Source organism: Paenibacillus senegalensis JC66, assembly GCF_000285515.1.
GTDB lineage: Bacteria > Bacillota > Bacilli > Paenibacillales > NBRC-103111 > Paenibacillus_L > Paenibacillus_L senegalensis.
Genome location: NZ_HE610963.1, coordinates 50,023 through 76,377, shown reverse-complemented (window position 1 = coordinate 76,377; position 26,355 = coordinate 50,023). Strand labels below are relative to the sequence as shown.

Below are 26,355 nucleotides of genomic sequence, written 5' to 3'. Positions count from 1 at the left end.
GGGTTCTGTGGAGATTGAAAAGGTAGATAAAGACGTAAATTCGATTAAACTGAAAGGCGTTAAGTTCGAGCTTCGCGATGAAGCCAATAACGTCATTAAATCCGATCTGACGACCGATGAGAAAGGTCAATTTAGCATTACGGATCTGCGTCCGGGTAAATACTATCTGGTCGAAACAAAAGCGGCTGACCACTACGAGCTTCTTGCCAAGCCGGTTGAATTCACCATTGTGAAGAGCCAGCCGGAGCCTGTGAAGCTGCTTGTTGAGAACAAACTGAAATCCGGTGTCCTGGAGATTCAGAAGGTTGACCGGGATGACACCTCCCTCAAATTGGAAGGAGTCAAGTTTGAGCTTCGCGATGAAGCAAAAAATATCGTTCGTACTGATTTAACAACAGATAACAACGGGCGAATCCTGATTACGGATCTGCGTCCAGGCAAGTATTATCTGATTGAGACAAAAGCAGCCGAGCATTATGAGCTGGATAGCGAGCCGATCGAGATTATCATTGAACGCAACCAACAAGAGCCTAAGCGGGTTCAGGTTGAGAATAAAATGATCTACGGTTCGGTGGAATTGACCAAAGTAGCTGCTCGCAATCACAACAGAGTTCTGGCAGGCGCCATTTTCAACCTGCTGGATGACCAAGGAAATGTGCTGTACAGAGATCTGACTACGGATGAGAACGGAAAAATCCAAATCGACGAGCTGCGCCCTGGGGTTTATCAATTCGTGGAAACGAAAGCTCCCCGTGGATACAGGCTCAAATCTGCACCTTATGAATTTACTATAGAGAAAAGTCAGGAAGAAACGCTGAAAATCAGGTTTGAAAATTCACCTGTTCCCGTTTGGGTTCCGATTCCAGGCTTAGACGACATTGATGAGGATGACCCTGGATCTGAAGATGGCAATAATACTCCGGGTGACAACAATGGCGGATCTACACCTGGCGACAACAGCGGTGGACCAACGACACCAGGAAACGGTGGCGGCGTGTCCGCACCGGGTGACAGCGACGGTGCTCCTGCTCCGGGTGACGATGCCGGTGCTCCTGCTCCAGGCGACAGCGATGGCGCTCCTGCTCCGGGTGACGGTGCCGGCGCTCCTGCTCCAGGCGACAGCGATGGTGCTCCTGCCCCCGGTGACGGCGGTGCTGCACCTGCTCCGGGCTCTGGTGATGGCGTAGCCGCTCCTGCCCCAGGCGACAGTGACAGTGCTCCTGCTCCTGGTTCCGGTGAAGGCGTAGCCGCTCCTGCTCCTGGAGAAGACGGTTCCGGGAAACACGGCCAACCAGGTATTCTCCCGCAAACCGGAGAAACCAGCTTGTTCTACATGCTAATAGCAGGATTAATTTCCTTAGCCGCCGGCGCTGGACTTTTGGTTTATCGTAGATTCAGACAGCTGTAAAGTCAGGAGGATCGCCATGAGGCCCAAAGGAACAAAACTATTAGCTGCAGGAATTGGATTTATGCTGATAGGTGTCCTTCTCCTCTCTGTGCCTATCTACGAAGAACTGAAGTATCAACGAGAGCTAAAAGCGCTGGAGGATGCCCTTACGCTAATCTCAATGGAGGCAGACCCTTCTGCCTCCGGCGAGGTTATGGAAGACGCTCTAGCTTCGCAGCATACTTCCCTCGCAGCCGGCAGCCTAGACGGAATTATGGAGCTGGAAATTCCGGCTATCGAGTTAAAGCAGTACGTCCTGCCGGAAACGACTGAAGAGAATTTGAAAATTGCACTCACGCAATTGAAAGAGGATCAAACCCCGGGTCAAGGTAATTTTACGATTGCCGGGCACCGCGGTTATCGCAACGATCGGCACTTCAGCAACCTGCCCGAGGTGCAAAACGGCGATGATCTCCTGCTCCATACGGGGGACGCAACCTATGTGTATCAAGTTACCAGCGCGAAGGTTATTCCTCCTAATCAAGTGGAAGTGCTGGACGACCTGGAAGGCAAAACAGAGATCACTCTGATCACCTGTACACGAGACGGCAAGAAGCGGATCGCCGTCAAAGGAGAGCTGGTCGATACCAGACCCAGACCCCCTTCCCGCTCGGTTTCCCTTACTTCTAGCTAATAACTAATTAATAAAAGAACTTCCAGTTGGTTTTCAGAAGGTCCAGGGCTTTCAGAGGACTTTCAGAGGGCTTCCAGAGGACTTTCTGAGAATTACAAGTGATTTCCAAGGGAGCCAAGGGACTTTCTGAGGAGCCCCCACGTTATTCAGAGAATGTCCTCCTCCACAATTGCCTTTTCCGCAGCTTCTCCCCGCAGCCTTTTCAGTGAAATCTTACCGATGGCCGTATTTTCTTTTCCCGCCGTAAGTCTTGCCAAAGGCCCCGAATTTTCTTTTCACCGCTACGGTTGTTATAATAGGCATAACAGTTATGCCAAACCAATAGAAGTTGGCAATTTGCCAAGAAACACAAACAAGAAAGCCTCAGAAAAAGAGACACCATAAAACCAACCTTAAGGAGTGGATCAAAAATGAGCAAGCTTCGGGAAATCGGCAGGACGGGCTTAAAAGTGAATCCCATAGGCCTTGGCGCCAATGCAGTCGGAGGACACAATATCTATCCTAATCTTAGCGAGGAAACCGGCAGAGAGGTGGTTCGCACCGCTTTGCGGCAGGGGATAAACTTTTTGGACACAGCGTATATTTACGGTCCCGAACGCTCGGAAGAGTTGATCGCTGAGGTTGTGAAGGAACTGGGAAATCGGGATCAGGTAGTTATTGCCACCAAGGGCGCTCATAAATTTGTTGACGGGAAGATGGAGATGGACAATTCTCCCGCATTTTTGACCCAGCAAGTGGAGCAAAGCCTAAAGCGGCTGCAAACTGACTATATCGATTTGTACTACATCCACTTTCCCGACGAGGCCACACCGAAAGACGAAGCCGTCGGAGCTTTGCAAAGGTTGAAGGAACAGGGCAAAATCCGTGCCATTGGCGTTTCCAACTTCAGTGTCGAGCAATTGGCGGAGGCGAACAAGGACGGCTATGTCGAGGTGCTGCAATCCGAGTATAACTTGTTTAAAAGGGAAGCGGAACAAGAGCTGCTGCCTTACTGTGAACGTGAACGAATTTCCTTTATCCCTTACTTCCCCTTGGCGGCTGGACTGCTGGGCGGCAAATATACGAAGGATACTACATTTGACGATGGACGGGCCAAGAACCCTCTTTTCCAGGGGGAGGCTTTCCTGCGTAATTTAGAAAAGGTAGAACAGCTCCACAAGCTTGCACAGGACAAGGGTGCCGAAATCGCTCATCTGGTTTTGGCCTGGTATTTGCATCAGCCGGCCATCGACGCCCTGATCCCCGGCGCCAAGAAACCGGATCAAGTGGCCAGCAACCTTAAAACGCTGGAAGTGGAGCTGAGCGCAGCCGATGTCAAGGCGATCAGCGATATTTTTAAGTAATCAGATTTCGCAGTAAACTGTACATTTATCATGGATGCTCATCGCAACAGGAGTGTCCAGACATTTATTGTGGATGCCCATCGCAACAGGAGTGTCCAGCACGCATCGACCCTGCAAGGAGTTCTGCACTAACGCTCACTCTTGCTCCTATGTTAGCTGAACAAGCAAGGTTTTTTTAACCAACGCTCCTCCTCGTACACATTTGTGACAACTAGTGAGGAAAAGCGCACTCTGAAGCAAAATTAAGGACGACTCTCCACTCAATTAGGGAGTCGTCTTTTTCCATTTTATATAGACGGCGGAGCAAAGCACAAGCCTATAAATTAATAATGCTCTCTAGTTTACACTCTCTGACCTGTAACGATTTTATCTATTATGCATAAGATGGATAATAATGACTATAACCACACTCAGTACTGCTTCCGAAGTCAGTTTGCTGATGACCCCGCCAAAATTAATCGACTCAATACACCAGTTACCAGCCACGTTAGCGAACCATTGTGCAGCATTATGGAGTTACGTATATTAGTATGTTGGAGGGGAAATCGTGGCCTCTTTTGGAAAGAAGAAGAAAAGTGCACCACGAAACAGTCCTCTTAAAGACAAAAAACTGGAGGTCGTTGTGGCCGCCCTGCTTCTAACAGGCAAGCTTAAAGTCGATTCCGTTCAATTATATAGAAACGCGTCAACCGTTATTTCTCTGGTAGGTCAGTTCAAAACTATTGGTGGACTCAACAACTCCAATATTGAGAGCATGGTCAATTTTCTGAATAAGAATGGTAACATGACCCTAGATGAAGTGGTGGAAGCTTTTAGAATTAAGACAGGTAATGGCTAATCGCCGGAAAGTAGGGATTAACTAGATGAGTGAGTTCGATGGCATCAAGTTCTCAGAGTCCTTAATTTTGATTATTGTTGTCGTATTGCTGTTCTTCGGTTCTACCAATATCGAAAATCTTACGGACGCCCCAGATAATGCCAATTGACTGACCCTTTTACTGACTAACTAAATGATAGAAAAAGCTATCCCTTGTCTTGATAATTGGGACAGCCTCCCTAAAGTCCTAAGGCATATCCAGTTCCTCCTTATAGCAAAAAGCTAATTCGTACGTTTATTAGTATTGGTCGAAAAAATAGTTGAGGCAAAGCTCATCACGAGCCGGCATTCCCAGGCTGGCTTGCTGGCTTATGCCCGGATTTTTTATTGCCAGTCCCTCCGGCTCACGGAATGGCAGCAAGTAACCAGCCCCGAGGTCAGACAACGATCAATTACCTGGTCAGTTTCAAATCGACAGGCGTATAATCGGACAATTACCTGTCCCGTATTCAACCGGCAGGCGTATAATCAGTGTTGCCAGTCGGAGCTGCTGCGCCAGGTATAACAAAGGCAGTATCTTCAAGTACATAAATGCAACTTTCATAAGCCGCGGTCCAGCCATGGGGTATTCGGCGTGACTACCGCTCCATCCGTAATGGAAATCTTGCTACCCTCAAACCCCGGCTGCAAACCAACGCGGTTTCTCCAGGCTACTGTAACTCGCCTTGCGTCACTTGGGCCGCAAAAATGTGCTGGTTATATTGTCAGGCTTACTGGTTTGCAGAATTAATTGCAGCCCGTGCAGCTTTCATGCAGCTCATGCAGCCCGTTTGTAACCTAGTTGCAGATTTGCTTATGACCTGTTGCCCTAGTTGCAGATTGCTTGTGGCCCACTGCACGCCTGTGCACACGCTTCGCTGCGCACGTCTCGCCCCGCACGCCTTGCTGCGCACGCCTCGCTGCGCACGCCTCGCTATGCACTTGCAGCCCATCTCACAAGTACGTGCTGAGCAGCGGCGATATTCCACAATAAATCGACAGCCTCTTTATGGAAATTTAGAATAGTTGACGTCCCTGTGCTGCAGTTTTATGATAGTTGTACCCTATCGTCACGAGAATAGGCAAACTTTTAAAAACAGGAAGTGAACAGGGTCCCCTTACTCAAGAAGAGGCTCTACCTATGAAATTTATTCATCTTGCACTACAAGTCGGAATTCTTGTTGCTTTTTTCTATATAGGCGAAGGATTTCGTCTAGCCCTGCACCTGCCCGTGCCCGGCAGTATAATCGGGATGCTGCTTCTTTGGGCGCTGCTAATGCTCAAGTGGATTCCGGTCCACTGGATCGCGCCAGGCGCTACATTCGTCCAGCGGTTCATGCCGTTTATCTTTATTCCCGCCACGGTAGGCGTCATGCAGTTCGGCGCTACGTTTGCGGGCAAGGGTATGCTGCTTGTCGCATGCATCATCGTCAGCACCCTTATCACGATGGCCGTCTCCGGCGCAACCAGCCAGTCTCTTGCCAAACGGCTGACATCGGAACGGAAGGATCCTTCATCATGAGTACTTTTATTTTGACTGTCCTAGTCGTTATGCTATCGATATTGCTGTACGGAGCCATGATTCAGGTTTATGTCCGTTTTCCGCTGCCCTTCCTAATGCCGGCTGTTACATCCACTTGTGTTATAATCGCGTCGTTGTTAATACTGCGTATTCCCTATGAAACGTATATGATCGGCGCCAAGTGGATTCATTTTTTCTTGGGGCCTTCTGTCGTCTCGCTGGCCTACCCTTTATACAAGCATTGGGAGCTGTTGAAGAAAAACTGGCGGGCCCTGCTCGCTGGAATAACCATAGGTGCCGTCACCGGAATGGTCAGCGGGGTTGGATTTGCCCGTTTGCTCGGCTTTTCGCAGGAGCTGGTGTATGCTCTGCTGCCCAAATCGATCACGACTCCGGTGGCTATGCAAATTGCCATGGAGCTGAACAGCATTCCGTCTTTAGCTGCTGTATTTGTAATGATTGCCGGCTTCAGCGGAGTCATTCTTGGGCCCTACCTGCTGCGCTGGCTCCGCATTGATTCAGCGGTGGGTCGCGGAATTGGCTTCGGTACAGCCTCTCATGCTATCGGAACAGCCAAAGCAACCGAGTATTCGCAGGAGACAGTTTCTGTCAGCTCCGTCGCGATGACGGTTAGTGCCGTCATCGGGTCCTTTCTTGGCCCTTTTGTGGCCTGGCTGTTTTATTTATAATTGGCCCTTTAGGAAAAGCTGATTTGCAGCTCACTATCCCGACCACAAGATGCAGGGAGTGCATACACACCAGCTCCTGTCAGGGAATACTTATGGAGTGGAACTTATTGGGTTGAGCTGTCATCTGTTTGCCTGCAAATCCTTTGTAAGGTAGAGAGGGTGAGGTCTAGTGATTGTTTGTTTGGAGGAGAGAGCAAATCTGGTGATTGTTTGTTTGGAAGAAAGGAATGAAATCTAGTGATTATATTGGAAACGCCTAGACTCCGGCTTAGACTGTGGCGGAGGACATCGGATTTAGAGCCTTTCATAGCGATGAATGCCGATCCTGTTGTTATGCGCTACTTCCCCAAAACGTTATCAGCAAGTGAAACCGAGCAGTTCTATTCTGCTATTCAGTCCGAGCTGGACACAAGCGGCTTGGGGCCGAGGGTTTGCTACGGAGGGAGCTAAGGCATGCCTGGCCTACGGGTTTAGTGATTTGAAGTTTAAAGAGGTGTACAGCTTTACAGCAACCATCAACGAGCCCTCCCAAAACGTGATGAGGAAAATAGGCATGCAATTCGTTGATTACTTTGACCATCCCCGTCTCGAGCCCGGCAGTCCTTTGCGCAAGCATGTACTGTACTGCATTCAGCGGGATTCGGCAGCGTCCCGGGAGACCGACGCCTGACGCTCAAAATTGGCATGCTTTTATACTGCCTATCTTTGAAGCGCCAGGCGAACCCGTCTCCCTTGCACACCGCTACTCGAACGCTAGTTTGGCTATTCGATTGTTTTGCTATACAGCTGTATAGATGTTCGGCTACTAAGCTATTCGACTGTCCTGCAATTAATCCATTTCAGCTGTTTGGCTTTTTTGCTATTCTGCCGTTCGGCCATTAAGCTCTATTCTTAGCTGTTCTGCCGTTCGGCTACTATGCTATTCAACTGCCCTGCAATTAAGCCGGTTCAGCTGTTTGGCTTTTTTTGCTATTTTGCTATTTTGCTATTCTGCTATTCAGCAATCCCGCATTAGTCCCCCCAAGCTTTTCAGGTTCTTCATCACGCCAGCCGAAAGAAAAGAGCTTACCCCAACCCCTGCTCCAGCTTGCGCATATACTCGACATATTGAGGAAGCGAAACTTCAGGCTCATGAATATCCGGGTGCCATTTTTTCTCCCATTCAAATGTAAACCAACCGTCATACCCGCCCTGTTCAAGGATCCGGTAGATTTCCTTTAATGGAATGTCCCCTTCCCCAGTCAAGCAATAGCGAAAATCAGAAGCCTGCTCCCCGGTCGGCAGGGAATCCTTCCAGTGCGTATATTTGATCCGGCTGCCTAATGCTTTCCAAGTTTCTTCAGGCTGCTCCGAGAGCATCCGGTAAGGATGATGAACGTCCCACAACACATCAATGGACGCGTTCCCGGCCAGATCAAGCAGCAGGCTGACATCTTCATGACTGAGCCAATCATCATGTGTCTCCAGCAATAAAGTCACACCATGGGCTTTGGCAATCCGGCTTAAATCCTGAAGATGCTGCGCCATGGAACGGGCAGCCTCCTGCCGGTCGGTCTCCCCAATTCTACCGCCAAACACACGAATATAGCGAGTGCCAAATTGCTCGCAGAGCTTGGCATACCGGGTGATTTCCTCCAAATTCGCAGCGTGGCCCTCTACATTAAAAAGCTTGACCGAGCTGGAAAAGCAGGTGATCTCTAAACCGGCCTCGCGCAGCTGCTGCTTCGTTTCTTCCAGTCTGGAGCTGAATTCAGGCAGGTTATAAATTTCCATTTCCCCCTGCAAGCCTCTGAAATCCACCCCATCATAGCCATAAGCTTTAGCATTCGTAACAATCGTTTCAAGATCCCAATCCGGACAGCCTAAAGTGGTAAACGATAATTTCATCCACGAAACCTCCTGTAAAGTTGAGTTTACACCCTCCTCACCGAAAAGTTATTCGCTGCCACGCCCCCCATTCCCTGCCCTTAACGGAAAGTTCTTGATCAATCAGCGCAGTGTTTCCCTGCTTTTATTGCTATGGCCGGCAGAGGGTTCTTTTTTGTTTTGGGGAATGATGTTAAGATCAAAAGATAATTATGCAACTAAAACGGAAGCGGAGGAAAAAAACCATGAGCCTAAAACAAGAGCTGATTGACCGTTTTATCCGGTATGCTCAGGTGGATACTCAATCAGACAGCAGCAGTGAGACTTGCCCGACGACCCCAGGCCAGTGGACATTGGCCCGCATGCTGGTCGACGAGCTCATTAATATCGGCATGGAGGAAGTGACGGTAGATGAGAATGGGTATGTAATGGCAACCTTGCCGGCGAATACAGCCAAGCAGGAATTGCCGACAATCGGCTTCCTGGCTCATCTGGATACGGCTACGGATTTTACCGGAGCAGGTGTAAATCCTCAGGTGGTCGAGCAGTACGATGGTAGCGATATCGTATTGAATGAAAATCTTAATATTGTGCTTTCACCAAAGGACTTCCCCGAACTCTCCCGTTACATAGGGCAAACCTTAATCACAACTGACGGAACTACACTGCTTGGAGCCGACGACAAAGCCGGAATAGCCGAAATTATGACCGCTATGCATTATCTTATCCGCCATCCGGAAATTCCCCATGGCAAGGTCCGGATAGCTTTCACTCCGGATGAGGAAATCGGCAGGGGCCCTCACCGCTTTAATGTTAAAGCGTTTCATGCCGACTTTGCTTATACTCTCGACGGAGGGCCGCTCGGCGAGCTCCAGTATGAAAGCTTCAACGCCGCAGGGGCAACAGTAACAGTTAAAGGCAAGAATGTTCACCCCGGAACCGCGAAGAATAAGATGATTCATGCAGCCAAGCTGGCTATGGAATTCCATCAGAGCCTCCCGGCAGACGAGGCTCCCGAGTATACCGACGGCTATGAAGGCTTCTACCATTTGCTCTCTTTTACCGGAGGAGTAGAGCATTGTGAGCTGAAGTACATTATTCGCGATTTTGATAAAGAGCAATTCGGTGCACGCAAAGAAACCCTCGTCCGGTTGACAGAGGAATTAAACAAGAAATATGGTGATGGCCGCTTCGAGCTTCAAATGAATGACCAGTATTACAACATGAGGGAAAAAATTGAGCCCGTCAAGGAAATCGTCGAGATTGCTTATGAAGCGATGGAATCCCTCGGCATTCGCCCGATCGTGCAGCCAATACGCGGAGGTACAGACGGGTCTCAGTTATCCTATATGGGGCTTCCTACTCCGAATATTTTCACAGGCGGAGAAAACTACCATGGTCGGTATGAATATGTATCGGTAGACGCAATGGAGCTCGCTGTCAAGACGATTGTCGAAATCCTCCGCAGCTTCGAGCAAAAAGCTAAGCAGTAATTAACCAGCTGCAGCCGCTGAAGCTAAAAAGGAGCTTGAGCTTGGGCGGATAAGCAGGAGCTGCCAGGCTTCCCGACTGCCTTAGGGAAACGGTAGGCAGCCCGCAAGCTGGCCTTAACCAATCCGTGGCGCGGGGATGCTAACGGGGCTAGCGCTATCTTGCTTTGCGCTAGCCCCAATGCTGGGGCCTTGGCAGAGCAGCTGGCAGCTTCGTGCTGCTATCCCCTTTGGCTGAGCTCAGCTGTGCCGCAGTAAGGAATAGGCTGCCGCGTAAATCGGCGCACCTTAAATCAGCATCCCGCAGATCAGCTCCTATCAAATCAGCGCCGCGCAAATCGGCCTCCCGCAAATCGGCAGCAATCAGGAAAGCCCCGCGCAGATTGGCCCCGCGCAAATCGGCTTTGCTCAATCGGGCCCCTGCCAGGTCCGCCCCTCTCCCGATGCGGTAACGGCTATTTTGTTTTGAACGGAAAGGCTTTCGCTGCTCGGCCGCTCTAGCCTCACGAGCCGTCTTTCTTACGAGCTCGCTTGTTTCCAACAGCCATTCATTCACTTTGGCCCGATGCTGAGCGATGTCTATTCGCAGCAAATCAGCCGGCAGCCCCCTGCATAATTGCTCCGTTTGCTGCAGGGCCTCCGTAAGCGGACCACGCAAGGATACAGCTGCAGGATGGGTCAGCGCTTCAGTCAGGTACCACAGCAGCTCGTGCAGCTGCCACATGACAGGAAATACCTCATACATTTGTTTAGCAGTTTCCGGGTGGCTGCGCCAGTCTCTTCCCTGGTAAGTGCTTTGGGACACCCTCTGTCCTGCGCCAAAACAATCATATACGGTACAGCCGCGAAAGCCTTTGTCCCTTAATTCGCTATGAATATCGCAGCGGTTATCCCTTTGGAGGTGAGTACATGGCTGTCCTGCTAGCTTGTCCATGGCAAAATCAACCGATTTAGAGAATGGCAGGGCGACACAGCACAAGCCGAAACAGCTCTCACAGTCCGCTCTCAAATGATTACGATCAAGCCGGGCTGTATTTCCTTTTTCTACCATGGAGCACTCCTTCCCGTCTGTCGCTAACATCATGGTGCTGGCTTACTCATTCTTCTCCGGCACCTGAAAATAGCAATAGCCTCACTCACTCTATTATACCTTGCCAGCTGATAAAAAAAGAAAGCTCCCGCTGCAAAGTCTGACAAGCTTCTTGTATCATATAGGCCTGATCTGTCACAATAACAAGGAAGACTATGCTGTAATCCATCTACTAAATGAAGCGAGCATGTTAAGGAGGCTGTCCAATGAGAACCATTCCACTTGGAAGCAGTACACTGCAAGTACCCGTAATTGCAGTTGGCTGCATGCGGATCAAATCACTGAGTCTTGATGAGGCCAATCGTTTTATTAACGAATCCATTGAAGCCGGAGCCTACTTTTTTGACCATGCGGATATTTATGGGGGCGGGACTTGCGAGGAAATTTTCTCGAAGGCAATTGGAATGAACGATGATGTTCGCGAGAGAATGATTCTCCAGTCTAAATGCGGTATACGCAAAGGAATGTTTGATTTTTCCAAAGAGCATATTCTGCAATCGGTAGACGGTATTCTAAAACGGCTGCAGACCGACTATCTGGACGTGCTGCTGCTGCATCGGCCTGATGCTCTAGTGGAGCCTGAGGAAGTAGCGGAGGCGTTCGACCTTCTAGAAAGCACAGGAAAGGTTAAGCACTTCGGCGTTTCCAATCAGAATCCGATGCAGATCGAGCTGCTCAAAAAATTCGTCAGACAGCCGATTGCAGCCAACCAGCTGCAGCTGAGCATTGCTCACTCCGGCATGATCTCAAGTGGAATTAATGTCAATATGACCAATGAATCTGCGATTAACCGGGATGGAAGCGTTCTGGACTACTGCCGTTTGCATGACATCACAATCCAGCCCTGGTCCCCTTTCCAATATGGTTTTTTTGAAGGGGTATTCCTTGGCAGTGAAAAGTTCCCTGAATTAAATAAGCATATTGACGAAATCGCAGAGAAATATGGGGTAAGCAGCACAACCATTGCTATCGCCTGGCTGCTGCGTCATCCTGCCCGTATGCAGCCTGTCACGGGCACTATGAATATCGAGCGGTTGAAAGATTGCTGCAAGGCCAGTGAAATTACATTAACTCGAGAAGAGTGGTACACTATTTACCGTGCAGCCGGAAATGTCCTTCCCTAGAGCTGGTATCTATTTGATATAACATCGGAACACCCCGGCAATGCTTGGTGATACTTAGTAATTCTTAGTCACACTAAATGTTACCGTACTATCAAAAGCCCTATTCTAGCTATCGCTGAAACCGAAACCACCACGGGCTTCAACTTGAACACGCACTTACCAACAGCAATACAGGAGTAACGTTTTCCTGATTAGACCCATACCCGGCAAAATGAAAGCTCACTTGGCCCATTACAAGGCAAGTGAGCTTTAGCCGTTTCTACACCATTGATCTTGATTACAGCCGGAGTGCGCTTAAGGCTCGGAGCCGTTGGCCTAAAGCCGCTTATTCTTGTCCGCCAGCCTGCTCCCAACGGGCAATTTCCTCCCGGACGCGCGGGGCAACCTCTGTCCCTAGCAGTTCAATGGCCCGCATCACATGCTGGTGAGGCATCGTGCCCAGCGGGACATGGAGCATAAACCGGGTAATGCCTACTTCTTTGCGAAGCATAATAATCTTCTCCGCAACTGTATCGGGATCCCCAACATAGAGGGCCCCCTTTAAGCTTCGGGCCGCATCAAAGCTGGAGCGGTCATAGTGGGGCCAGCCCCGTTCCCTCCCGATCACATTCATCACTTGTTGAGTGGAGGGGAAGAACAGGTCGGCCGCTGCTTCCGTAGACTCCGCCAGAAATCCGTGCGAATGGGACGCTACGGGCAGCTTGGAGGGATCATGCCCGGCTTGAGCGGCCGCTTTCTTATACAGCTGCACGAGCGGCGCAAATTGCAAAGGGCTGCCCCCGATGATGGCCAGAACCAAAGGCAGGCCGAGCAAGCCGGCGCGTACAACGGATTCGGGATTTCCGCCGCTGCCTATCCATACAGGAAGCGGATTTTGCACAGGACGCGGATACACTCCGCGGTTGTGAATAGCCGGACGGTGGCCGCCTTGCCAAGTGATCTTCTCCGATTCACGGAGCTTCAGGAGCAGCTCCAGCTTTTCTTCAAAAAGCTCATCATAATCTTTCAGATCATAACCGAATAGCGGAAATGACTCGATAAAAGACCCCCGGCCAGCCATTATCTCTGCGCGGCCATTCGAGATCCCGTCCAGCGTAGCGAAATCCTGAAACACCCGCACCGGATCATCCGATGAAAGTACCGTAACCGCACTGGTTAATCGGATTTTCTTGGTTTGAGGCGCCGCGGCGGCAAGCACGACTGCAGGCGAAGACGCCGCATAATCCTCACGATGGTGCTCTCCAACCCCAAATACGTCAAGGCCCACTTGATCGGCCAGAACAATCTCTTCCACCACCTCGCGCAAGCGCTGCGCATGACTAATCACTTCACCGGTGTGGACATCCGGTGTCGTCTCCACAAAGGTGCTTATCCCAATCTCCATATCCATCCTCCAGCATTCTGCTTAATCTATGTTTAACTATTAGTTCTTTTAGAGAGCCATTCGCTTCGCTCAGCCAGTCCCTACCATCCCTTGTATGCTTCGTCCATTATCCCTTGTCATCTCTTATACCCTTTACTATCCTTGTATCCTTTACTGTCCTTGTTATCCCTTGTATACCCTAGATAACAGGAAACTATGCACCAGTATGCTATACATAGAGACTAAGAGACTAATCCTCGCTCAAGCTAACCTGCCCCAATGTACTTATAGTACCATAAATCCTCGGCATTTCCGGCAGCAAGGTTTCACCATCATAACTAGAAGTTTTGGCAGCCTCCCTTATCGCTAACTCCAAGAATGTGCGAACAAAAGCGACGCATGTCCAAACGAATACAGCTTTTGAATCATATAATGACTCTGAAACCATGCATTAAGCGAATTTCTAGCAAGCATTTGGGAGAAAGCATGGTCTGGCTGATGGGTGGACAAGTGTTCAGTTTGCTAAAGAGGAGCGTGAAAAAACGCCGTCGCACCCGGTGCGGCATAGTACTATTGTTCGATTTTGCAGCAGCAGACTGAGATAAAAGAATACTAGATTGAAGAAAACAAGCTAATTGCCAGCAGATATGGCTTCGAACAACAGTTCCAAAAATATGCAGCCTCTTAGTTCGGAGGGAAGCCATGAAGAAGATTCTTACTCTATTTGTTGTTTTGTCTCTTGTGTTTGTGTGCTCAGTTGCCAGCGCTGCGGATAATACGGTAGTCAAGCTGGCCAAAATCCACTCGGGAGCACCAGGAGATCCTGGTCGTCATTATTATTTTTATGGGTCCGGATTTTGGTTAGAGGGCGGCTATGTGGTCACAAATTATCATGTAATAGATGAAATAGACGAAGATAATATTTTTATTGCCGATGGTTCAGCTGATCTGCAATACTATGCCGCCGAAATTATAGCCACAGATGACGAAAAGGACCTGGCACTGTTAAAAACTGATAACGTGAACCACGAATATTTAACCATTGCGAGGTCAGTATCAGCAGGTGAGAAAGTAAGAATAATTGGCGGTCAATCAGAAGGATTTGAAGAACTGGAAGGCACTATCCTAACCCTAAGCTCATTCGCTACGATTAGAAATAGAGATCAGTCCATATCAAGCGCCACCTACCGGATGGCCTATGATTTTTCAGCTAAGCCCGGAATGAGCGGCTCTCCCGTACTCAATCAAAACGGTGAAATTGTAGGGGTCCATACAGCATCTGTGAGGGATTCTAACAAAGGTTACGCAGTCATGCTGGAAGATTTAAAGGCATTTGTGAGCGAGCATTTGGCCAGCAATGACAGCGGGGAGGCTTTATATCAAGCCCATTGGAAGGAATCACTGCCCTTAATCCTGTATAAAAAGAGCCGATTTATTAATGCGATGTCGTTCGCCGGTATCGAGACCTCCCTTTTTCAAGACATCATTGACTTGTTCGGCCTGCCGATATCGGTTGAAAACTAATTACTAAGGAGTGGGGCTTGGAGAGCCTCGCTCCTCTTTTCGATTACTACACTGGCGCCTTGAAAATACTGTCTATATTTTTGTTATGTGCAAAGCGCGATATTGGGTCGGCGAGATGCTCTCCCACCTATTGACTACACTCCCGTGTCAATGATAAAATCTAATCGACCGATAGTCGGTCTATACCTAGTTTAAATCCAAGGATAGAGTCAAGGACGCCTTAGTCACAAGAATCAGTAGAATTCTCTTTTAGTTTCCTTTTACCTTTTGTTGGATAACGGCGGCTTTTTTTCGATGACAACCCAGGAGCTGCATATGCAGAAAACAATGGTTTTTACTCCCTATCCTCGAGTCAACTCTGGGGAAGAGCCAGGATGTTTCAGCTGTATGCCTAGAGAAGCTGGTTTAAAGCAGCACTACCAAATTAATCTAAAAAGGAGAAGATGAAAATGAATAACGCGGAGGTAATGGCTAAAGTATCTGAAAAATCGGGTGTAGCGCTTGAGGATTGCAGTAAGGTTTTGAAAGCTTTCGAAGAGGTTTTGAGCCAGGAGCTGTCTAACTCTCCATCAGTAGGCGGTGCCTTTGACAAGATTTATAATGTTGTGAGTTACTTCAAGGGCAAGAAAAGACAATAAACAAACGGCATTGCTGTAAAATAGTGAGCTGGCTGAGAGGCCGATGGCCCGAAGGAAAAAAACCGGGAAGAAAAGGGCCCAACTAAAGTGCCCTACTTCCCTTTTGCATGAAAAGCCTCCAACTTGCAGCAGGAGATCGCTTTACCTCATCAGAGACAGCAAGGGCTGCAGAAAGAAGCGATGACTCCGTGATACGACAATTTTTAAATGGCACAGAATTAGGCTGTCTGTTAACTGTAAGCAACAGTGAGCAGCGGGCCGTCAGACCGTAGAGTGAGCGGCTCTTTGCAGCTGTTAGCCGTTCGGCCTCCTTACGCTGCGGGCGCCGCTCCGGTTGCAGCTGTTGGCCGTTCGGTCTCGTACGCTGCAGATTCTAACACTCGCCCCTGTCCTTATTTAAGCAAAATCAAGGGGATAAAAAATGTAACGCTTGCCATGGTCCTTATTTTGCTTCAGATCGGGGTTTTCCCGCCTATTTGTCACAAATAAGAGCGAGAGCGAGCGTTAAAAATAAAAACCTTACTTTTTCGGCTAAATAAGAGCCAGGACGAGCGTTAGCACAGTCCGTATCGCGAAGCTCCTGCACGGAGCACCGACGCGTAGCTCCTGCGCAAAGCACCTCGCGCAGCTCCTGCACAGAGCATCTTGCTGGTCGATGCGCGTTGGACATTTGCGACGGAAATCCGCCACTAAAGCGACAGCCTCGAAAATGACGATTAGCCTATGACTTCAGCATGTGAAAAACCTGCTCGACGTCCTTGTCTCCCCGTCCGGACAAGTTAATAATAATAATTTGATCCTTGTCCATCGTAGGAGCAAGCTTCTTCGCATACGCCAGAGCATGTGCGCTTTCCAATGCGGGTATAATCCCCTCCGTGCGGGATAGCTCTTGGAACGCCCCAAGCACCTCTTCGTTGCTGACCGTTACATATTCTGCCCTTTCCGTCACTTTTAGATGACTGTGCTCTGGTCCGATTCCGGGGTAATCCAGCCCTGCTGCGATCGAGTAGGTTTTCCGCGGATTTCCCTCTTCATCGAGCAGCACCAGGCATTTGAAGCCGTGAAGCACACCAGGCACGCCCTGCGTTAATGTGGGGGCTTGATCCGGCTCTACCCCGATCAGCCGAACGGACGGCTCATCCAGATAATGAGCAAATGCGCCGATCGCATTGCTTCCTCCTCCGACGCAAGCGATAACGGCATCCGGCAGGCGGCCTTCCTTCTCCATAATTTGACGTTTGGATTCTTCACTGACAATCGACTGAAAGTGCTTGACCATCTGCGGGAATGGATGGGGGCCTACTGCCGAGCCAAGCAAATAAAACGTATTCTGATAGTTCCGCACCAGATCGTCCAGCGCCTCGTCAACCGCATCCTTCAGGCGGCCCTGCCCTTTGGATACCGGTACGACCTTAGCGCCTAACAGCTCCATTCTGAATACGTTCAACGCTTGCCGGCGAGTATCCTCGGCTCCCATATAGATCACGCAGTCGATGTCAAACATCGCACAAGCCGTTGCAGTGGCAACTCCGTGCTGGCCGGCCCCGGTTTCGGCAATGATCCGCTTAGCCCCCATCCGTTTGGCAAGCAGAATCTGGCCCACAACGTTGTTGATTTTATGAGCGCCTGTATGATTGAGGTCTTCGCGCTTCAAATAAATCTTGGCGCCTCCCCATGTCTCGGACAACCGCTGCGCATACGTCAGCGGATTCTCCCTGCCGACATATTCACGCAAATAATAGCGGTACTCCTCATTAAAATCGGGGTCGTCCTTATACTTGTAAAACTGCTCGCTTAAATAATCGAGAACCTGCTGCAATTCCGGTGGAACAAAGCTGCCCCCGAATTCTCCGAAATACCCTTTGTGCGACTGTTCCTGGCCCATTCCTATAAGCGCCTCCATCTCATAATTAATGATAAAATTGATGCTTATATCGTACCATAAACGCGGCTTATTTTGCCTGCAAAACAATTAGCAGCAAGGGGAAAACCAAATCACGAATATATTGCTGGGCGTCTAAACGGCTGCAATAAGTTTGAATTGCGCAAGGGGGTTCTACTAAATTGCATAGGAGCAGGAGGCAAAGGAGATGACAAAGGAAAAAGGCACCGGACTGGGCCTCATAGTCAGCTTCAAGATTATAGAGAATCATAATGGCAAGATGCCCATTACTTGCACGGAGGGAAAAGGCACGGCTCTCCATATTGAGCTGCCTGTCTCCATTCCCCTGCACTAAAGGTTCAGTCACGAACGGTTTAAACCTGCTTATAGCTGATGATTGACTTTTCTGATTATTCGGCTATACTAATAACAAATTATTTTATAATCTAGGACTGGGAGAGTAGCTGTTGAATCAAGTCCAAGCGAGCCGGGGCGGTGAAAGCCGGTACTGAGGCAGCAGTGAAACGGACCCACGAGATTGACTTCTGAACCCTGCAGTAGGAAGTCACGGCTAAGACCGTTATCCTTTTGAGTGGTTAAACGCAAGTTTAACAATAAGAGTGGTACCACGAATGCTAAGCCTTCGTCTCTTCATGAGATGAGGGCTTTTATTTGCTTAATTTATTTGCTTAGTTTATTTACTTAAGGGAGGTTATTTCGTGATAAGCCAGCTATTGGGCCGCAGTATCAAAAGCTCCGCGAGGAATCTGTTTAGTAATCTAGCGCAAAATTTTGGAGAGGACTTGAATGTAGTCATCGAACAGCCTGCTCATCTAGAGCACGGTGACTATTCAACCAATGTAGCTATGCAGCTAGCCAGAATTATACGCAAGCCTCCTATTGAAATTGCCAAAATGCTGAAAATCCAATTAGAGTTGGAAGGCAAATGTACAAATATCGTCTACAAGGTTGAAGTCGCACCACCTGGTTTTATTAACTTGTATATCGATTGGACTCAGTGGGCTCAAAGAAGTTTTGCCCTCCCCTCAGGCAGTGGGGAAAAAACTATCATAGAGCATACCTCCATCAATCCAAATAAATCTGCTCACATCGGCCATCTGAGAAATTCATGCATTGGTGATACATTAGTTAGAATGTTAAGAAGATCCGGCTCTCCTATTGAGGTGCACAATTATATCGATGATCTGGGCAATCAGCTTGCTGACACGGTGGTAGGCCTTTTGAACATTCCTTCCACAGCAGTGTTTTCCCGCTTCGGGGACTTCTGCTGGGACATATATTCCAGAGTTAATAAGGAGTACGAGCATAATACCGAATTATTGGAGCAAAGAACGAAGGTCCTTCAAGCTTTAGAGGAAGGCAAAGGGAATGCCGCTTGGATCGGCGCGGTTGCCGCAGAGCGGATCGTTCGTGAACACCTCGAGGAAATGGATGAATTCGGTATCCAATATGATCTGTTAGTATGGGAAAGTAACATTGTCAGGGAAGGCTTCTGGGCCTCGGCCTTCTCCCTGCTAAAGCAAACGAAACAATTTTATCAAGAAACTTCCGGAAATTTAAAAGGATGCTGGGTTTTAAAAAAGCCTCCTTCCACAGCTGAAGCTAATGAGTCCGAACACCATGTGGCAGATAAAGTTCTGGTGCGCTCCAACGGGGTTTTGACCTACACTGCAAAAGATATCGCCTACCACTTGTGGAAATTTGGCCTGCTCGAGAAAGACTTCTCATATAAGCCTATCAATTCTGATTTATGGACTACCGCAGGCAATGGGGTCCGCTCCTCCTTTGGCAAGGCTGATCTAGTCATCAACGTCATCGATCATAGGCAGCAGTACCCACAGGCCATGGTAAAACAGGCGCTCGAAGAATTAGGATACTATAGGCAAGCGGATAAGCTTCGTCATGTCAGTTACGGCGTGGTCTCCTTAAGTCCTGGGGCCGCCGAAGAGCTGGGAATGGATACATCGGACGGCAGATCATCCTATGCTATGTCCGGCAGACAAGGCATTGGAATTAAGATAAGGGATCTGCTCGATCGCATGGAAGGCATCATTGATGACAAAAGATCAGATAAACAGGGATTACCCAGCAGAATGATCGCAGCCGCAGCGATACGGTATTACCTGCTCCGTTTCAGCTTGTCGACAGAGGTGGTGTTTGATCTGCAGCAGGCAACAGAAATAACGGGAAATACAGGCGTATACCTCATGTATGCCCATGCCCGTGCGGTGAATCTTTTAAATAAAGCAAAAGCAGAGTTGGATCGAATACCACTCGTTCCGGAAGAGATCACCTTAACTGAAAAAGCAGAGCACGCCCTGATTAGACATATTGCCGCTTGGCAGGACACTTTATATGAAGCCTGCAGGGAACTCTCCCCTAATCGATTATGCAATTATGCGCATGAGCTGGCTACTTTGTTCAACAATTTCTATGCGGCTTGCCCTATTCTAAAAGCCAATGAAAAAAAGCTGGCTTTAAGGCTCTGGCTTACCTCCCAGTTTAAAGAAACGATGGGGGATGCCTTAAACGTGCTGGGACTTCCTGCGCCTGATCGCATGTAGGGGCTATATAACTGCGCGGAGGAAGCTCGCTATGCCGGTGCGAGGATGAGCGTTAGAAATAAATCACTGCCTTTTTGGCCAAATAAGAGCGAGGGCGAGCGTTAGCGAAGATATCTTGCAGACCAACGCGCTGAGCGTATTTTTTCGGTGCTTTTTCGGTGGTGTTTCGGTGGTGTTTTACGATGCGCTTACGATGGTTGTATTCCGATGGTGTCTCCGATGATTATTATCTGTGGTGTTCTCCGGTGGTCCTCGGTATTTTCCGTGTGCGGTCTTTTCGATCGCATTTTTCATTCGTTTTTTCGTTAATAAACGAATGAAGAACCTCGCATGAGGTTCTTCATCATTTTTCAGTATTATCCATAATTTCAAAATTACCAGTTGACTTTTGAGTTCAAGCTCACCAGTTTACTTTTGTGATTACCTTATCGCTTAGTGAATTCCGCGGAACGGACTAAATATTTTTGTACCGCCAGCTCGTTGATCCGATAGCCGATCCCCGCACCCTCCGGAACAGCCAAAGTCCCGGGAGCAGCCAGTTTGACCGCAGGCTCAACGATATCTTCCTCCCAATACCGGTCGGAGGCGGATGTATCCCCCGGTACCGTAAAATTGTCCAGTGTAGTAATGGCGATATTGTGAGCTCTTCCGACGCCCATCTCCAGCATCCCGCCGCACCAGACCGGTATGCCATGCTTCTCGCATAGGTCATGGATTTTGCGGGATTCGGTTAAGCCGCCGACACGGCCGATTTTAATGTTGATCATTTTACAGCTTCCCAGTTCAATAGCCTTTCTGGCATCCTCAACGGAATGAATGCTCTCGTCAAGGCAGATCGGAGTACGCAGCTCCTTCTGAAGCTTAATATGGTCTACTATATCGTCGTGGGCTAGTGGCTGCTCGATCATCATTAAGCCGTAATCATCCAACTGCTTAAGAATATCGATCTGCTGCATAGTATAAGCCGAATTGGCATCAGCCATCAGCGGCAAATCAGAGCCGAATCTTCGGCGAATCGCCTCGATGACGTTGACATCGAAGCCTGGTTTGATTTTTACCTTAATCCGCTTGTACCCTTCTTCAACAAACCGCTCTACATATTCAACAACCTTCTCAACCGTAGGCTCTATACCGATGCTGACTCCGACATCTATGGTCTGTTTCTTTCCCCCCAAAGCAGAAGCCAGCGTTATTCCTTGCTGTTTTGCATATAAATCCCAAACGGCTCCTTCAATGGCCGCTTTCGCCATATTATTGCGTCTTACAAATGCGAAAGCCTCCGAAACCTCTTCCGGTTGCTTAACCTGCGAGGTAAACAGCTTTGGAATAAGAAACTCCTCCAGCATATACCATACCGTACCCGTCGTTTCTTCATTATACATCGGGTAGTCCATGGCCACACTCTCACCATAACCGGTTTCTCCGCCGCCATGAACACTGACTAGCAAAAATTGCTTTTCCGTCACTTCACCGAAGCTGGTTTCGAACCGGGATTTCAACGGTACTTTTAACAGCTTTAACTCCACTCTTTCTATATCCATACCTGTTAGGTCATTCCTTTTCTGTTATCTTTCCCTTACTTGAAGCGTGCCACCAGACCGCGGACGGATTCTAACGCAGCACAGCGCGATCTGTATACATACTACTGACATACCGCCGCAGGACTTTGTGTTCCGCATACCATGCTCATGACATGCAGCCGCTGATCTCGTCTGCCTTCCTACACTGCCTGTAGGCACAGCTTATCCGATTGATATTGCCTTCACTATTACGTTTGAAGTGCACGGTCTGGGGAATTTCCATCTGAACATAAGAATACCAGTCGCCGCCTAGCGAATGCAGAGCAAAAGACTCCCCGTTCAGTTCCATAATCAGCTGACCGTCCGCACTGGAGATGTCGATACTCATCCCTTCCCGGCTGGTATATGTCCCCGTATACTCCTCTATGCTGCCGCTATTTAACTGATCTCCCTTTTCTGAAAAAGCGAGACATTCCCCGGGGTTCCTGCCCAAGTAACTGTTCAAAACCGCTTCATTCAGCCTGGTTGCCGGAGCGGAAGCGATATTGGTGAGAGTAATGCCGCACAAATCCTGCTCAGGAACGATCGATAGCTGGGATTTTACTCCTTTTACCGTTCCTCCATGCTCAACCATAAGGGAACCAAAATAATCCGGGATGAGCATGACACCGTACCCGTAATATTTATTGTATTCGCACTGAACGTAAGGGGTGGTCATCTGCTTCATGCTTTGTTCAGAGATTATACGGCGGTTTCCAATCCGTCCAGGAGTTCGGAACAATTCGGCATATTTCAGCATGTCCCGGGCAGTGGAATAGAGGAATCCTGCCGCGCGCATAACCGGAGCGTCTCTTCTTGCCGGCGAATGGAACACTTCCCTTGATTGACCCTGCATCCGCCACGCATAGATGGGGGCCAGCCTGTCTTCCGCGAAAGCATTCGGATCAAAGCCGCTATCCAGCATACCTGCAGGATGCAGCAGATTATCCTGGACGTAGGATTCATAGCTTTGTCCGGATACCCTCTTGATAATGGCGCCGAGCAGAGCATACCCGTCATTGGAATAGCTGAACTCGCTCCCGGGTGTGCCCAGCAGCTCAAAATCCAAATCATACAAGTATTGGATAAGCTGCTCGAATGTATCAAGAGGATCATCGTTCGGCAGCTTGATCTTGCTTTGGTGACTGTGCTGAAAGTCGGGATCATTATCCTGGCTCCGCTTCATTGCCGAGTAAAGCGTCGGCAGCGGTGGCAATCCCGAGGTGTGAGTCATCAAATGGTGAATCGTTATTTTGCCTATCTGTTGAGCTGCTTGGCTTCCCCGCAAACGAAACTCCGGAAGAAAAGCGGTGACAGGATCATGGACCGAAAGCTTTCCTGAATCTTGCAAATGCAGGATGGCCATGCAGGTAAATGATTTGGTCACCGACCCGATCCCAAACACCGTGTCCAGTCCGATTTTTCTATCCAGCTTCTCGTCCTGATAGCCAAAGGAAGTGTAATAGGAAAGCTCCCCTGCCTCTGAAACGGCAATGGAGCCGCCCGGTACCTGATGACGTTCAAGCATACTCTCCAACCAAACCTCAAACTCAGGAAGTGAACGGGCCGTTTCCCCCTTAAACCTATCCATCTGCTTCCCCCGTCCTTTCGTATCCACTGTTTGTTAGTTTCCCGCTCTTCGCAACCATGCAGCCCGTCTGTTTTCCATCTCTTTGCAAAATGCTCATTCAATAAACGGGCTATAGTTGGTATAAAACTGCTCCACACTCTCCTGGCGGGCAAGAACGCGCTCCGGGTCTTTCATTTGAATGCCGACAAAAATCGTATTCAGCATGCTCATGACCGCGGCCATCGATGCGGTTCCCGTGCTCGAGTCCGTATTAATGCCTGTAGAGAAGGTAATATCCGATATCCGGCCAATAGGCGATAAGAACCGGTCTGTTGCCGAGATCAGACCCGCCCCCTGGGATTTGGCATACTCTGCTAGCTGCAAAGTTTCTTTTGAATAACGGGGGAAAAAGATGGCGAACACGATCGATTTGTCCGTCAAGCCAACCGCTTTTTCACTGGTTTCTCCTGCCGATGGACAGAGATAGACGTTATCACGCATCATTCCCAGCATGAAATTAAACCAGTACGCGACGGCATACGAGGCACGGTATCCGACTACAAGTACTTTATCCGCCTTGATTAACGCATCCACCGCTGCCCATATATCCTGCATATTCAATTGAGACAAGCTTTGGCGGATCATCGAGATTTCCTTCTCGGCTACTTTGGCCAGCGGATCATCCATCTGGCTAAGAGGAGTCCCGCTGTCTTCGACTTCAATCGTTCCCGCCGTATTGTTCTGCAGTACTTGATCGCGAATCTGTTCCAGCATTTCCGAGAATCCGCCAAAGCCAAGCGCATAAGAAAGCCGGATGACCGTCGTTTCGCTGACGTTTACTTCACGGGCAATTTGCACTGCAGTACTGAAAGCAGCCCTATCCAAGTTCTCGAGCAGATATTCCGCCACCTTTTTCTGGGAAGCGGAAAGTCGGTCAAACTTCTCTTTAACCAGGAAACTGAACGTATTCTTCTCTGCCAGCATAATTAGCCTCCAATCTATAGAATCCGAATCGGTTAACGCCGCACTTGCTCTCAAGCCTTACTCTTACATTGAATATCAGCATTTTGCATGTTACCGCGCAGTCTCCTTGAGCAGTTCATTAGCAGCTGCGTCTCGCGAGAGCCAGCGGTGGACGAATTGGACTCAGCTCCGCTTGCACAGGCAAAATGCTCAGCAAATGCTCAATACAAATGACAAGCCGTCATCGTACCGTCCTCGAGCTTTTTTAGTGCAGGCTTTTCTGTCTTGCAGATCTCCATACAAGCGTGACAGCGGGTATGGAACTTGCACCCTTTGGGAGGGTTGGCAGGCGAAGGAAGCTCTCCGGTTAACCTGATCCTCTCTCTGGAAGCATCCGGATCAGTGCTTAGAACCGACGACAGCAGCGCTTGAGTGTACGGATGCTTGGGATCCGCAAACAGCGAATTTTTGTCCGCAAGCTCAACAATCTCTCCCAAATACATCACCGCCACTCTGTCGGAGATATGCTCAACTACGCTTAAATCATGGGATATGAATAAGTAGGATAAGGAAAACTTCTCCTGAAGCTCCGTCAACAAGTTAAGAATCTGCGACTGAATAGAGACATCGAGTGCGGAAACCGGCTCATCAGCGACAATGAGCTTCGGTTTGAGCATAAGAGCGCGGGCAATGCCAATGCGCTGCCGCTGTCCTCCGGAAAACTCATGGGGATAGCGGGCAAGATGTGCCGGAGTCAAGCCGACAATTTCGATTATCTCTTCCATCATCTGCCTGTGCTGGTCCCGCGGAATACCATGGGCGATGAGCGGCTCCGCCAAGATCCGGCTTATGGACAGCTTAGGGTTAAGAGTATCATAAGGGTTCTGAAATACCATCTGCATGTTGCGCCGGATGGAATGCATGGCTCTCCTTGGCAGCTTCAGGTAATTTTCTCCCTGGAATTTTACCTCACCCCCGGTAGGCTCCAGCAGGCGAAGCACGCAGCGGCCGAAGGTTGATTTGCCGCAGCCCGATTCTCCTACGATCCCCACTGTCTCGCCTTCCCTTACCGTCAAGCTGACACCGTCCACCGCATGAACATAGCTTTGCGGCTGAAGCCAGCTTTTTTTGATCGGGAATTTCTTCTGCAGGTCTGTTATTTCCAATAAAGGTGTTGTCATAGGTCTGCCTCCGGTTCATCTTCGCTCTGATATAACCAGCACCGGCATTGGGACCCCTCGTCCACCGGTTTAAGCTCCGGGTTATGTTCCCGGCAAATGGGCATCACCCTGTCACAGCGAGGGGCAAATCTGCAGCCCTTGCGTTCCGCACCAGGAGCCGGCACTGAGCCCGGAATGCTGTATAATCTGCGGGAACCCCGCGTTTTCTCGGGCAATGAATTGAGAAGTCCCCTCGTGTAAGGATGGCGCGGATTTCGCAGCAGCGTGCGCACATCGGCCGACTCCACCACCTGCCCTGCATACATGACCATAACCTTGTCGCAAGTTTCGGCAACCACGCCAAAATCATGGGTAATCATAATTAGGGACATTCCCGTAGAGCGCCGCACCTCCGTTAACAAATCAAGAATTTGCGATTGAATGGTGACATCGAGCGCAGTCGTCGGCTCATCAGCGATAAGCAGCGATGGACTGCATGCGATCGCCATGGCGATCATCACCCTCTGCCTCATCCCCCCGGACAATCTATGGGGATATTCCTGATAAATCTGCTCCGGTCTCGGGATACCGACCTGCTTCAGCAGTCCGATCACTTTTTCCTTGGATAAAGAGCTTCTAAGCCCCTCATGGCGCTTCAGGACTTCACCGATCTGATGGCCAACCGTCAAAACCGGATTAAGAGAGGTCATCGGATCCTGAAAAATCATGGCCAGCTCTTTCCCTCTGATCTTCTGCATTTCTTTTTCCGTATACCGGGTTAGCAATCGTTCATTAAGGCGAATACTGCCTGAAGTAATCTCCACATTTGTGCTCAACAAACGCATTAACGAGAGCGCCGTCACACTTTTGCCGCAGCCCGACTCCCCGACCAGACCGATCGCTTCCCCCTTCTCCAGGCGGAAACTGATGTCTTCTACTAAGGTTATCGCACCCTTATTCATGTTCACCTTGGTCACTAACCCGTCTACTTCTAATATTGCAGACATCTTTCCACCTCATTTCCCCAGGTGCCTGACTTATAGATCCCAG

General features: G+C 49.2%; 21 protein-coding genes, 1 pseudogene and 1 other annotated feature. Of the genes and pseudogenes, 13 read left to right on the top strand and 9 right to left on the bottom strand.

Going from position 1 to position 26,355, the window contains the following annotated elements:
• The 7 genes from PSHG_RS29645 to PSHG_RS28750 all read left to right on the top strand — a co-directional run.
• A partial coding sequence (locus tag PSHG_RS29645) for an LPXTG cell wall anchor domain-containing protein (RefSeq protein ID WP_010278239.1) occupies positions 1-1,408 on the top strand: 1,408 nt, incomplete at its 5' end.
• A gap of 16 nt (positions 1,409-1,424) precedes the next feature.
• Positions 1,425-2,081 carry a class D sortase gene (locus PSHG_RS22765; RefSeq protein WP_010278238.1) on the top strand — a complete coding sequence of 219 codons (657 nt, stop codon included), beginning with the start codon at positions 1,425-1,427 and terminating at the stop codon, positions 2,079-2,081.
• A gap of 410 nt (positions 2,082-2,491) precedes the next feature.
• Complete coding sequence (locus PSHG_RS22755) at positions 2,492-3,424, top strand: aldo/keto reductase (RefSeq protein WP_010278236.1); 933 nt, start codon at positions 2,492-2,494, stop codon at positions 3,422-3,424.
• A gap of 547 nt (positions 3,425-3,971) precedes the next feature.
• Complete coding sequence (locus tag PSHG_RS22750; protein ID WP_010278234.1) at positions 3,972-4,262, top strand: hypothetical protein; 291 nt, start codon at positions 3,972-3,974, stop codon at positions 4,260-4,262.
• A gap of 1,159 nt (positions 4,263-5,421) precedes the next feature.
• Positions 5,422-5,802: a CidA/LrgA family protein gene (locus PSHG_RS22740; protein ID WP_010278233.1), complete on the top strand. Its 381-nt coding sequence runs from the start codon at positions 5,422-5,424 to the stop codon at positions 5,800-5,802.
• The gene (locus PSHG_RS22735) at positions 5,799-6,491 is read left to right on the top strand and encodes an LrgB family protein (RefSeq protein ID WP_010278232.1); all 693 of its coding nucleotides are present in this window, start codon (positions 5,799-5,801) and stop codon (positions 6,489-6,491) included. Before PSHG_RS22740 ends, PSHG_RS22735 begins: the two co-directional genes overlap by 4 nt.
• 364 nt (positions 6,492-6,855) lie before the next feature.
• Positions 6,856-7,161, top strand: a complete 306-nt coding sequence (locus PSHG_RS28750) for a GNAT family N-acetyltransferase (RefSeq protein ID WP_262362395.1) — start codon at positions 6,856-6,858, stop codon at positions 7,159-7,161.
• Between the two features lie 395 nt (positions 7,162-7,556).
• Here PSHG_RS28750 and PSHG_RS22725 read toward each other — a convergent pair whose 3' ends face one another.
• Complete coding sequence (locus tag PSHG_RS22725; RefSeq protein ID WP_010278229.1) at positions 7,557-8,378, bottom strand: sugar phosphate isomerase/epimerase family protein; 822 nt, start codon at positions 8,376-8,378, stop codon at positions 7,557-7,559.
• A gap of 224 nt (positions 8,379-8,602) precedes the next feature.
• Here PSHG_RS22725 and pepT point away from each other — a divergent pair, with 224 nt between their 5' ends.
• Positions 8,603-9,850 carry a peptidase T gene (pepT, locus tag PSHG_RS22720; RefSeq protein ID WP_010278227.1) on the top strand — a complete coding sequence of 416 codons (1,248 nt, stop codon included), beginning with the start codon at positions 8,603-8,605 and terminating at the stop codon, positions 9,848-9,850.
• A 169-nt stretch (positions 9,851-10,019) separates the two neighbouring features.
• Here the strand turns inward: pepT and PSHG_RS22715 are convergent, their stop codons facing one another.
• Positions 10,020-10,898, bottom strand: a complete 879-nt coding sequence (locus tag PSHG_RS22715; protein ID WP_010278226.1) for a pentapeptide repeat-containing protein — start codon at positions 10,896-10,898, stop codon at positions 10,020-10,022.
• A 245-nt stretch (positions 10,899-11,143) separates the two neighbouring features.
• On the opposite strand from PSHG_RS22715, the gene PSHG_RS22710 reads away from it, so the two are divergent.
• The gene (locus tag PSHG_RS22710; RefSeq protein ID WP_010278224.1) at positions 11,144-12,061 is read left to right on the top strand and encodes an aldo/keto reductase; all 918 of its coding nucleotides are present in this window, start codon (positions 11,144-11,146) and stop codon (positions 12,059-12,061) included.
• Positions 12,062-12,386: 325 nt separating this feature from the next.
• On the opposite strand, the gene PSHG_RS22705 is transcribed toward PSHG_RS22710, so the two are convergent.
• Positions 12,387-13,445 carry an LLM class flavin-dependent oxidoreductase gene (locus PSHG_RS22705; protein ID WP_010278222.1) on the bottom strand — a complete coding sequence of 353 codons (1,059 nt, stop codon included), beginning with the start codon at positions 13,443-13,445 and terminating at the stop codon, positions 12,387-12,389.
• Between the two features lie 681 nt (positions 13,446-14,126).
• On the opposite strand from PSHG_RS22705, the gene PSHG_RS22700 reads away from it, so the two are divergent.
• Complete coding sequence (locus tag PSHG_RS22700; RefSeq protein WP_010278220.1) at positions 14,127-14,948, top strand: S1 family peptidase; 822 nt, start codon at positions 14,127-14,129, stop codon at positions 14,946-14,948.
• Positions 14,949-15,397: 449 nt separating this feature from the next.
• The gene (locus tag PSHG_RS22695; RefSeq protein ID WP_010278217.1) at positions 15,398-15,586 is read left to right on the top strand and encodes an HU family DNA-binding protein; all 189 of its coding nucleotides are present in this window, start codon (positions 15,398-15,400) and stop codon (positions 15,584-15,586) included.
• A gap of 721 nt (positions 15,587-16,307) precedes the next feature.
• Here PSHG_RS22695 and trpB read toward each other — a convergent pair.
• Positions 16,308-17,471, bottom strand: coding sequence for a tryptophan synthase subunit beta (trpB, locus tag PSHG_RS22690; RefSeq protein WP_010278215.1), 1,164 nt, complete (start codon positions 17,469-17,471; stop codon positions 16,308-16,310).
• 208 nt (positions 17,472-17,679) lie between these two features.
• Between trpB and PSHG_RS30785 the strand changes: the two are divergent.
• Positions 17,680-17,823 (top strand): annotated as a pseudogene (locus PSHG_RS30785) (ATP-binding protein); the annotation flags it as partial.
• 84 nt (positions 17,824-17,907) lie between these two features.
• Positions 17,908-18,122: a binding site (T-box leader), on the top strand.
• Positions 18,123-18,187: 65 nt separating this feature from the next.
• Entirely contained in the window at positions 18,188-20,053 is a 1,866-nt protein-coding gene (locus tag PSHG_RS22680) for an arginine--tRNA ligase (RefSeq protein ID WP_010278210.1), read from the top strand.
• Positions 20,054-20,478: 425 nt separating this feature from the next.
• On the opposite strand, the gene menC is transcribed toward PSHG_RS22680, so the two are convergent.
• From menC to PSHG_RS22655, 5 genes are all read right to left on the bottom strand, one after another.
• Positions 20,479-21,594, bottom strand: coding sequence for an o-succinylbenzoate synthase (gene menC, locus PSHG_RS22675; RefSeq protein ID WP_010278209.1), 1,116 nt, complete (start codon positions 21,592-21,594; stop codon positions 20,479-20,481).
• 145 nt (positions 21,595-21,739) lie between these two features.
• Positions 21,740-23,203 (bottom strand): serine hydrolase, encoded by a 1,464-nt coding sequence (locus tag PSHG_RS28745; RefSeq protein WP_042122682.1) that lies wholly within the window; start codon positions 23,201-23,203, stop codon positions 21,740-21,742.
• Positions 23,204-23,296: 93 nt separating this feature from the next.
• A complete protein-coding gene (locus PSHG_RS22665) occupies positions 23,297-24,166 on the bottom strand; it encodes a MurR/RpiR family transcriptional regulator (protein ID WP_010278207.1) in 870 nt (289 codons plus the stop codon).
• 200 nt (positions 24,167-24,366) lie between these two features.
• Positions 24,367-25,326 (bottom strand): ABC transporter ATP-binding protein, encoded by a 960-nt coding sequence (locus PSHG_RS22660; protein ID WP_010278206.1) that lies wholly within the window; start codon positions 25,324-25,326, stop codon positions 24,367-24,369.
• Positions 25,323-26,312: an ABC transporter ATP-binding protein gene (locus PSHG_RS22655; RefSeq protein ID WP_010278205.1), complete on the bottom strand. Its 990-nt coding sequence runs from the start codon at positions 26,310-26,312 to the stop codon at positions 25,323-25,325. Before PSHG_RS22655 ends, PSHG_RS22660 begins: the two co-directional genes overlap by 4 nt.
• Positions 26,313-26,355: the final 43 nt, after the last annotated feature.